Raw genomic sequence first — 7,828 nt, 5'->3', positions numbered from 1 at the left:
AGCGCGGCCCCTCGGGTGTCGAACCGCCGGATCATGAACCCCGCGCCACAGCTATGTTGCCGCATGTGCTCGACTTGAGGGAGCAACTGGAAAAAAAACGGCCCTCGCTAGATCCAGTCAAGGACGGCGACGTGAGAGAAACTTTTCGGTGCGCAGTTCGATGGGTACCGGCAAGATTTCGGCAAAACGAGCGACGACCTGCGGGATGCGAAACGAGTCGAAGTCAGAACAGCGCCACGGAAGACCCGCTCGGATTCGTGCTCTGGAAAAACGCCGCAGAACGAGCTTTCTGCCTTCGACGGGGGGCAGGGCGCCCAGGGTGGAATATCGAGTGTCGGTCGATGAGTTCGGACGGCTCGGCAAGCACTCGACATCCACGCGGAGGTTGGATCTGCGTTTCCCCACCACAGAGAACGAGATCGCGCAATCGATGGGCGCCCATCCCTGCAAGTTGGTGAACTACTGGATGCTACCGGCTTCGTTCGGGTCGCCGAAAAAGCAAAATGTCGACGTCGCTTGGCAACTTCCACGATCAGGGAGATTCTCAAGAAATCGCACGCCCGAAGTGTCCGATTATTCACGTGCGGCAAATTCACGCAGCCCGTCCAACTACTAGGGGGGACAGATCCATCTCGACGATGCAGTCAGGCCTTGAGCGACTCTATACGGGCGAGCTCAGGAGCAGTGGGGGAACGCCGATGCTGTCGCCAGGATCGACTGGAAGAGCGCAGGCCTTGCGCTTCCAGGCAAGAGCAATGAATGGCGGACTTCAACCCCCAGAAGCCTGCGCGGCACTTTTCGATGGCTGCCGAACCAATCGCTAGCAAAGTACACGGCGGTGGCCGGGCAATTGCGCGGGCTGGCGGGTCTGTCGGCATGCTGACGCGCGAATCACAGATTTTCCTGCAAGCGAGCCAAGCAGCGAGCCGGAGGACGGAGACCGGCGCGTCGAGACACATCGAAGCACGCAATCCGCCGAGCGCCTTGCCGCCAAGAAGAAAAAGGACTCGCGGCCGCAGATTCGCATCGCGGCGAGTGATGGCGGCCGGTTGTCGTCATAGGGATGGCGCGACCGGAAAACCATGGCGACGCTCTAGTCACCGAGTCACGAACCCGGAGAAGCTAATGCATGATGCGCCCATGGTCATAACGGTCAGGTCGACCAAAGCCGGAGCAGCGCTTCCATTGCCGAATAGCTGACGCAGAACCGACCCAGGTCGAGGTTGTGCATGCTCTCGAGGGCGTTGATCCAGCCCTTCGCGAGTCGGCTCCTTGCCGGTTTCTGCGGAATTCGCTTCGACCAGCACTCTGGCCATCGCATAGCTCGAGGCAATAGTAGGAAGGATTCCTGCGGACCGATAAACTTATGTATTACTAGTTGCGCCAGCCGCGGCGTATCGCTCCACGGCGACGCTGCCTGCGAGATGCCCCGGATGCCGCGCGCCGCATCGCCAAGCTCCTGCACAGAATCGGCGCGCCAAAACGGAGAAAGGGTCATGACTGCGGCAGTGATCGGCCATTATTCAGGGCCGGACCAAAAAGCTGCGTGGGTTGTAAGCTACGTCACCCATTGATCACCGCGGCGGCTTGACCGCGGCGCTCTGCTGCACGGCCTGAGCGACTCGGACGAGTTGCGCTCGACGGTCGCAACCGACCGACGGCGTCAGTTGATGCCTTCTTCGTGCGCTGCACCACGCCTCCAGCCGAATTGCCAAAACCATCGTTTGGTACAGAACGGCAATGTTCTTGATGCCCAGCGAAACAGATGATGGACCAGGGCTTCTGTTTCGTTTCGCGTAGCTGCGCACGGAGATGAACATGTAACAGATGTTCGGATGCCCTTTCGTCGACTGACGGATCGAAATCCAACACCGAAGGGCCCCTATCAGCGGCAGCGGGCCAATCCCGAAAGGCTCGTTCATGGCGGCGGTCGTCGGGCTCGCCCCGTAGGAGCGAGCAAGGCGAAGAATTTTCCGTGTTGATCAAGGCGTGGTATTAGCCACCGCAGAGCTCGGTCTCGTAGCGTCGGCAAGACCCGCAGGCGACAAAGATTCTGCCGTCGATCGGGCCAGGTTCATTGATTGACGGAAATAGCCTGGATGACGCGCTTAATCCAGTCCGTAAGGCGCCATTGGGGCAGAAAACGGCGCCGTCATGCCAATCAGGATGCTTATGGCGGTTCACCCAGCTCGCCGCAAGGACGCCTACCAAAGCAACTCAACAGAGCGACAGCAGCACCTTTGCAAACCTCCTACGCAGACCCTCCTCCTGGTGCGAGTCCAGTCGGCTGTGGACAGTTCGACCAAACAAGGAAGGATTGCAAGGGAAAAAATGACAGGCGGCTTACATGGACTGCCAAGAAACGAGTCGAAGAATCTATTGCAAGCTTATGGAATTGGCATTCCGGAGACAAGGGCCGCTCGACCCCCGTTTCGCAGAAGCGCAGGACAAGCCGGCCACAGGCCTGCGCTGACCCGCACACCGGAAAAGCGCGATCAGGTCGCCGCGAAGAAGTCGCGCACCGATCATCAGGATTTGGCGCGAGGATTTGACGGCCCGAGTTTTCCTGCGCTCGACTATTCGAGTTCGCGCAGCAACTCCTTCTGACGGTCGGTCAGATGAACCGGCGTTTCGACCACACGTGACACAGCAGGTCCATGCGCATGGTAGCACACTCTGATGACTTTTCGGCAAGACGAAAACCTTATCGGATGGTTTCCGCAGGAATAATGACCTTAGCCGCACCGTAAAAGGGTCGGGATTCAATAGCGCACCGAGAGCGGCGGTCGTAAAGCTGATCGGCATTTCACAACTGCAGATCGCTCTGCTTCACGTGGAAAAAGGGGGTGCGCCTTGAGGTGAATCTGGACGTAGAGGTCTCCCGACGACCCACACGTTGAAGCCGTGCTCACCCTCGCCAGAGAGCCGTATGCGCTCGCCCTAGTCTCCGACTCGCGACGGGATGATTCTTGAACGGCGCAGCGTCTTGTGTGCGTACACGACCCGCGCCCTGACAGGGAGAGCAGGGGTCGGCAATGAACACGAACCGGTGCATGGAAATTCGGACCAGTTTGCTGGATCGGAAAAAAGCCTGCTGCAAAACGCGAACTGGGCACTCCAACTGACAGGTCGGGCAGTCTTCGGCTGCGTGACCGGGACTTGGCGACGCTACGAGGCAGCAGCGCAGACCTCCATGGTCGGAATGCGAATTTGGTTTCGGTGCAAAAGCCAGCCTGCTCGAGGGGTGACCTCTTCGAGGTTGTTAGCGCAGGTCGCGCGCGATAGATATTCGAACGCCGCCGCCCCGCGACACGCGAGACTCGCGAAAAATACCGCCAAGGCGTCGGGAAACCGCCAGGGCCACCGCCGCCATGAATGAATGGGGAGTACGCACTACCGGCGTGACCGATTGGTCGTAGGCGCACCGCTGCTGAGGGTCGGAGAGTAATCGTAGGCTTCCGTGGCTTCCTTGAACTGATCATCGGCATTGGGCTTATTCGGATTGCGGTCCGGATGGTGCTTTCATCGCCAGCTTGCGCTAGGATCTTCTATATCGACGGAGCGGTCGCGAGTGACGCCCGAATGTCGTAAAAAGTCGCGTTTAGCCATCGTTCTCAAGCACGTGTGGGGGAGCGAGGCGCATTATACAGCCCCGCCCGCAGCAGGATGACTAATTCTGTCTTTGACTTCGTGAACTCCGGCATCGACAAGTCGCGTCGTCCTTTCTCGCCATTCACCCGCGGCAATCCGCTCCGGAGCATTTCCTGATCGGCCGCGCCGCCAGCAGTATCGGCCTGCTGCTTGGCGTACATTTTCTCGCCAAGTTTTTGCGCGCCACACCAGTGCCGAAGAGGCCTCGGTTTTTGCCTGATGCTCGCGACGTCGTCGCCACGAATGGATTCTTCCGGCTTCTTCATGCAGCCTTCATGCAAGCCCTTCTCGTCATCGATAAGTCCTTGCCGTACTCGGCAGCGACTCTTGACCGAGATGGATCATGCGTCGCACTGATGACGCCGTATCGGCAGTCGTTGCGCCTTGCGGTTCCTTTCGGCGTGCACTTCGGCATCCGGCAGCAGTGCGCTGCAATTCTTCCTCGCTAGACCGGAAGAGGGGATCTGGATTTCCGTGATCTGTTCTCCTTGCCGGTCGCATTGTACATTCGCCGCAGACATGCAGAATGACGTTGGAGTCGATACGAAAGTGGACTTCGATCTGTGGAATGCCACGCGGCGCCGCGGGATGTCCGCGAGGTTTGAAACGGTCCGAGGGCTCTGGTTGCCGTTGGCCATTTCACGTCGCCCTGCAGAAATGAATGGTGAACCGCCGATTGCCGTCATCGGCCGTCGAGAAACATGGTTACGCCTTAGTAGGGATGGTGGGTGTTCTTCTGATCAGCTTGGTTATCACGCCGCAAGCGTTCGCGATACTCAGCGGGACAGCGGCGTCACGTCGGCAACAGGACATCCTTGACCTCGCCCTGCAGCACGCCGCCCTGAATGGGCGGCACCGACGGCGACGGCTTCATCCGGATTGACGTCGCGGCGCGGTTCCTTGCCGAAGAAAGCATTCACTTTTTCCTGCACCTTCGGCATCCGCGATGGCCACAGACCCAGGATCACGTCGTCGATGTCGCCTATCTTGCAGCGGCATCCTTGAGGGCGATACGACAGGGCTCGATGGTACGGTCGACCAGTTCATCGACCAGAGCTTCGAACTTGGCGCGGGTGATCTTCAAGGTCAGATGCTTGGGTCCGGAACTGTCGGCCGTGATGTACGGCAGGTTGATTTCGGTCTGCTGGCCGGAAGAGAGTCGATCTTGGCTTTCTCGGCAGCATCCTTGAGGCGCTGCAGCGCGAGCACGTCGGCCCTTCAGGTTGAACCCCCGACTCTTTCTTGAACTCGTCGATGATGTAGTCGATGAGGCGTTGATCGAAGTCTTCACCGCCGAGGAAGGTGTCGCCGGTTGGTGGACAAGACCCTCGAACTGGTGCTCACCTTCGACCTGCGCGATTTCGATGATCGAACGTCGAAGGTGCCACCGCCGAGGTCATAGACCGCGATCTTCTTGTCGCCCTGCTTCTTGTCCATCCCGAAAGCCAGCGCCGCGGCGGTCGGCTCGTTGATGATGCGCTTGACTTCCAGCCCGGCGATACGACCGGCGTCTTTCGTCGCCTGACGCTGGCTGTCGTTGAAGTAGGCGGGCACGGTGATCACCGCTTCGGTCACTTCCTCGCCGAGGTAGTCCTCAGCGGTCCTCTTCATCTTGCGCAGCACTTCGGCGGAAACCTGCGGCGGAGCAATCTTCTTGCCGCGCACCTCGACCCAGGCGTCGGCATTGTCAGCCTTGAGAATCTTGAAAGGCATCAGCGCGATGTCTTTCTGCACTTCCTTCTCTTCAAAGCGGCGACCGATCAGGCGCTTGATCGCGTACAGCGTGTTGGTTGGATTGGTGACTGCCTGCCGCTTGGCTGGCGCACCGCAGAGAATTTCGTCGTCCTCGGCGTAAGCAACGATCGACGGCGTGGTGCGCGCACCTTCGGAGTTTTCGATAACCTTCGGCTTGCCGTTTTCCATAACGGCAACGCAGGAGTTGGTTGTGCCCAGATCAATGCCGATGATCTTGCCCATAGCAGAATCCTTTCAATATTTCGGTAAATTGTGACGACATCCGCCCACTGGCTGAATGTCTGTTGACAAACCCAAACTGGGGCTTATCGCAGGAATTTCAACCCTCGGCCTTGGCCTTGGCGACGACAACCATCGCCGGACGCAACACGCGCTCGGCCAGCAGATAGCCCTTCTGCAAGACCGTAACCACAGTGTTCGGCTCCTGCTCCGATTCGACGACGCTGATCGCCTGGTGAAGGTTCGGATCGAACTTCTCGCCGAGCGGATTGACTTCTTTCAACGCCGACTTCTCGAAAGCGGCGACCAGTTGCTTGAGGGTGACTTCGCTTCCCGCGCGCAGGCTGTCGACGCTCTGCGTGTCGGTCGCCAGCGCGATTTCCAGGCTGTCCCTGACCGCCAGCAGTTCGCGAGCGAAGCGCTCGATGGCGAACCTGGCAGCCTTGGCGATATCCTCCTGGGCTCGCCGGCGCACGTTCTCGGTTTCCGCTTTGGCACGCAACCAGGCATCGTGATGCTCGGCGGCTTTCAGCTCGGCTTGACGCAAGGCGTCTTCAAAACTCGGCGCACGGCCTTCCGCAGGCGCGCTTTCGGCAATCACTTCAACAGGCTCCGTGGCTTCGGGCGCCGCGTTGCTCTCGTCAGGCGGTGTGTCGTTTACTTGCATAGATGATGATCTCCCAGAAACTGCAGGCAGGTTGGGGCGAGTTTTTCGATTTCAAGGGCTTTTTATCTGCTTGAGGAGGTGGAAGGCCACCGCAATTCGCGCATAATTGCTCATTCAGCGCCTTGTTTCCCTAGCAGCATCTCAATTGTCTCTAGTCCCCCCAACAGGACTTGGTACTCGCATGACGGAGAAAATCGGCAAATATCAGATTATTCGCACGCTCGGCAAGGGTGCGACAGCGGTCGTCTATCTGGCCCAGGATCCGGACGCAACTCGTCAGGTCGCCATCAAGCTGATCCGCTTTGGCAAGGATAGCGCAGCGATGTCACGGCGCTTGCGCAAGATCTTCCAGACCGAGGACGCGATCGGCCGACGGCTCAATCACCCCAACATCGTCAAGGTGTACGACGCCGTCGTCGAGAAAGACCAAGCCTACCTGGTCATGGAATTCGTTGACGGCGGAGCGCTCGACCGCTTCTGCTCGATCAACCGCCTGCTCCCGATGCACCGCGTCATCGGCATCATTTTCAAGTGCTGCCTGGCGCTTGATCACGCTTTCCACCAGGGCGTCGTCCATCGCGACATCAAGCCGGCCAACATTCTGCTCGACGCCGACGACAATCCGCGCATCACCGACTTCGGCCTGGGGCTGAACCTGCACAAGGACATGGGCCAGGACTCGACCTTCGTCATGGGCGTCGGCTCACCCGCCTATATGTCTCCCGAACAGGTCAAGAACTACCCGCTCAATCACAAGACCGACCTCTACTCCTTGGGCGTACTACTGTTTCAGCTACTCACCGGGCGGCTACCGTACCGTGCCAACAATCCTGCGACGCTGGTCTACAAGATCGTCAACATGGATGCGCCGTCGGTTTGTGCGCTGAACCCCAACCTGCCGGCTGGCCTCGATGCAATCATCAAGAAATCTCTTGAAAAAGACCTCTACAGCCGCTACCGCAATGGTGCCGCGTTCGCCAAGGATCTCTCGGCGGTGCGTTACCAGATGCTCGACGAAGACCAGACCCAACAGGATCTGACCCACTTCGAAAGGCTGCGCAAGCTCGACTTCTTCGTTGAATTCGAGGATATCGAGCTCTGGGAAGTGCTGCGCATCAGCAGGTGGCGGGAGATATCGGAGAAGGTCACCCTGATCCGCGAAGGCGACAATCACCGCAAGTTCGGCGTGATCATTGACGGCTTCGTCGAAGTATCAAACAACGGGCGGGTCATCTGCCGACTGGGTTCGAGCGACGTGATCGGCGAAATGGCTTTCATGCATCCCACTGACACCCTGCGGCACGCCACCGTAGTCACTCTGGAAGCCACGCTATTCCTCGAAATCAACAGCGCGGCGCTGGAATTGGCTTCCGACGAACTGCGCGAACGCTTCAACAAAGTTCTCGTGACCAATGTGCTCCGCCGCTTGCGCGAAGCCAACAAAGTCCTCGCCAAGCTTGGCCAGACCGCCGTCCAGGGCAGCCTTTCGGCCTCCTCTCTAGGACTGACGCCGCCGCTGCAATTGCTCTAGACAGA

General features: G+C 59.0%; 6 protein-coding genes and 3 pseudogenes. 2 read left to right on the top strand and 7 right to left on the bottom strand.

From position 1 onward, the window contains the following. Positions 1-458: pseudogene (locus tag QZ648_RS24875) on the top strand (hypothetical protein); the annotation flags it as partial. A gap of 1,116 nt (positions 459-1,574) precedes the next feature. Here the strand turns inward: QZ648_RS24875 and QZ648_RS08340 are convergent. The 7 genes and pseudogenes from QZ648_RS08340 to grpE form a co-directional block, all read right to left on the bottom strand. After that, positions 1,575-1,922, bottom strand: a complete 348-nt coding sequence (locus QZ648_RS08340) for a hypothetical protein (protein ID WP_291996688.1) — start codon at positions 1,920-1,922, stop codon at positions 1,575-1,577. A gap of 1,692 nt (positions 1,923-3,614) precedes the next feature. Further along, entirely contained in the window at positions 3,615-3,917 is a 303-nt protein-coding gene (locus QZ648_RS24870; RefSeq protein WP_366144088.1) for a hypothetical protein, read from the bottom strand. A gap of 25 nt (positions 3,918-3,942) precedes the next feature. Further along, positions 3,943-4,212, bottom strand: coding sequence for a hypothetical protein (locus QZ648_RS24865; RefSeq protein ID WP_366144095.1), 270 nt, complete (start codon positions 4,210-4,212; stop codon positions 3,943-3,945). A gap of 215 nt (positions 4,213-4,427) precedes the next feature. Further along, positions 4,428-4,771: pseudogene (locus tag QZ648_RS24860) on the bottom strand (Hsp70 family protein). Beyond that, positions 4,695-4,922 (bottom strand): annotated as a pseudogene (locus QZ648_RS24855) (hypothetical protein); the annotation flags it as partial. The pseudogenes QZ648_RS24855 and QZ648_RS24860, both read right to left, overlap by 77 nt. Before the next feature lie 16 nt (positions 4,923-4,938). After that, positions 4,939-5,628: an Hsp70 family protein gene (locus QZ648_RS24850; RefSeq protein WP_366144087.1), complete on the bottom strand. Its 690-nt coding sequence runs from the start codon at positions 5,626-5,628 to the stop codon at positions 4,939-4,941. Positions 5,629-5,725: 97 nt separating this feature from the next. Next, positions 5,726-6,292 (bottom strand): nucleotide exchange factor GrpE, encoded by a 567-nt coding sequence (gene grpE, locus QZ648_RS08330; RefSeq protein ID WP_291996687.1) that lies wholly within the window; start codon positions 6,290-6,292, stop codon positions 5,726-5,728. A gap of 181 nt (positions 6,293-6,473) precedes the next feature. Here grpE and QZ648_RS08325 point away from each other — a divergent pair, with 181 nt between their 5' ends. Then, positions 6,474-7,823, top strand: a complete 1,350-nt coding sequence (locus tag QZ648_RS08325) for a serine/threonine-protein kinase (protein ID WP_169066897.1) — start codon at positions 6,474-6,476, stop codon at positions 7,821-7,823. Positions 7,824-7,828 lie beyond the last annotated feature (5 nt).

Source organism: Candidatus Accumulibacter sp. ACC012 (genome assembly GCF_907163155.1).
GTDB classification, from domain to species: Bacteria; Pseudomonadota; Gammaproteobacteria; order Burkholderiales; family Rhodocyclaceae; genus Accumulibacter; species Accumulibacter delftensis.
The sequence above is the reverse complement of the archived record's forward strand: the minus strand, read 5'-3'. Positions and strand labels throughout refer to the sequence as shown.

What these genes read in the sequence shown, in the direction of transcription:
- QZ648_RS08340 (WP_291996688.1), bottom strand. Translation starts at nt 1,922, where the DNA reads ATGAACGAGCCTTTCGGGATTGGCCCGCTGCCGCTGATAGGGGCCCTT.
- QZ648_RS24870 (WP_366144088.1), bottom strand. Translation starts at nt 3,917, where the DNA reads ATGAAGAAGCCGGAAGAATCCATTCGTGGCGACGACGTCGCGAGCATC.
- QZ648_RS24850 (WP_366144087.1), bottom strand. Translation starts at nt 5,628, where the DNA reads ATGGGCAAGATCATCGGCATTGATCTGGGCACAACCAACTCCTGCGTT.
- grpE (WP_291996687.1), bottom strand. Translation starts at nt 6,292, where the DNA reads ATGCAAGTAAACGACACACCGCCTGACGAGAGCAACGCGGCGCCCGAA.
- QZ648_RS08325 (WP_169066897.1), top strand. Translation starts at nt 6,474, where the DNA reads ATGACGGAGAAAATCGGCAAATATCAGATTATTCGCACGCTCGGCAAG.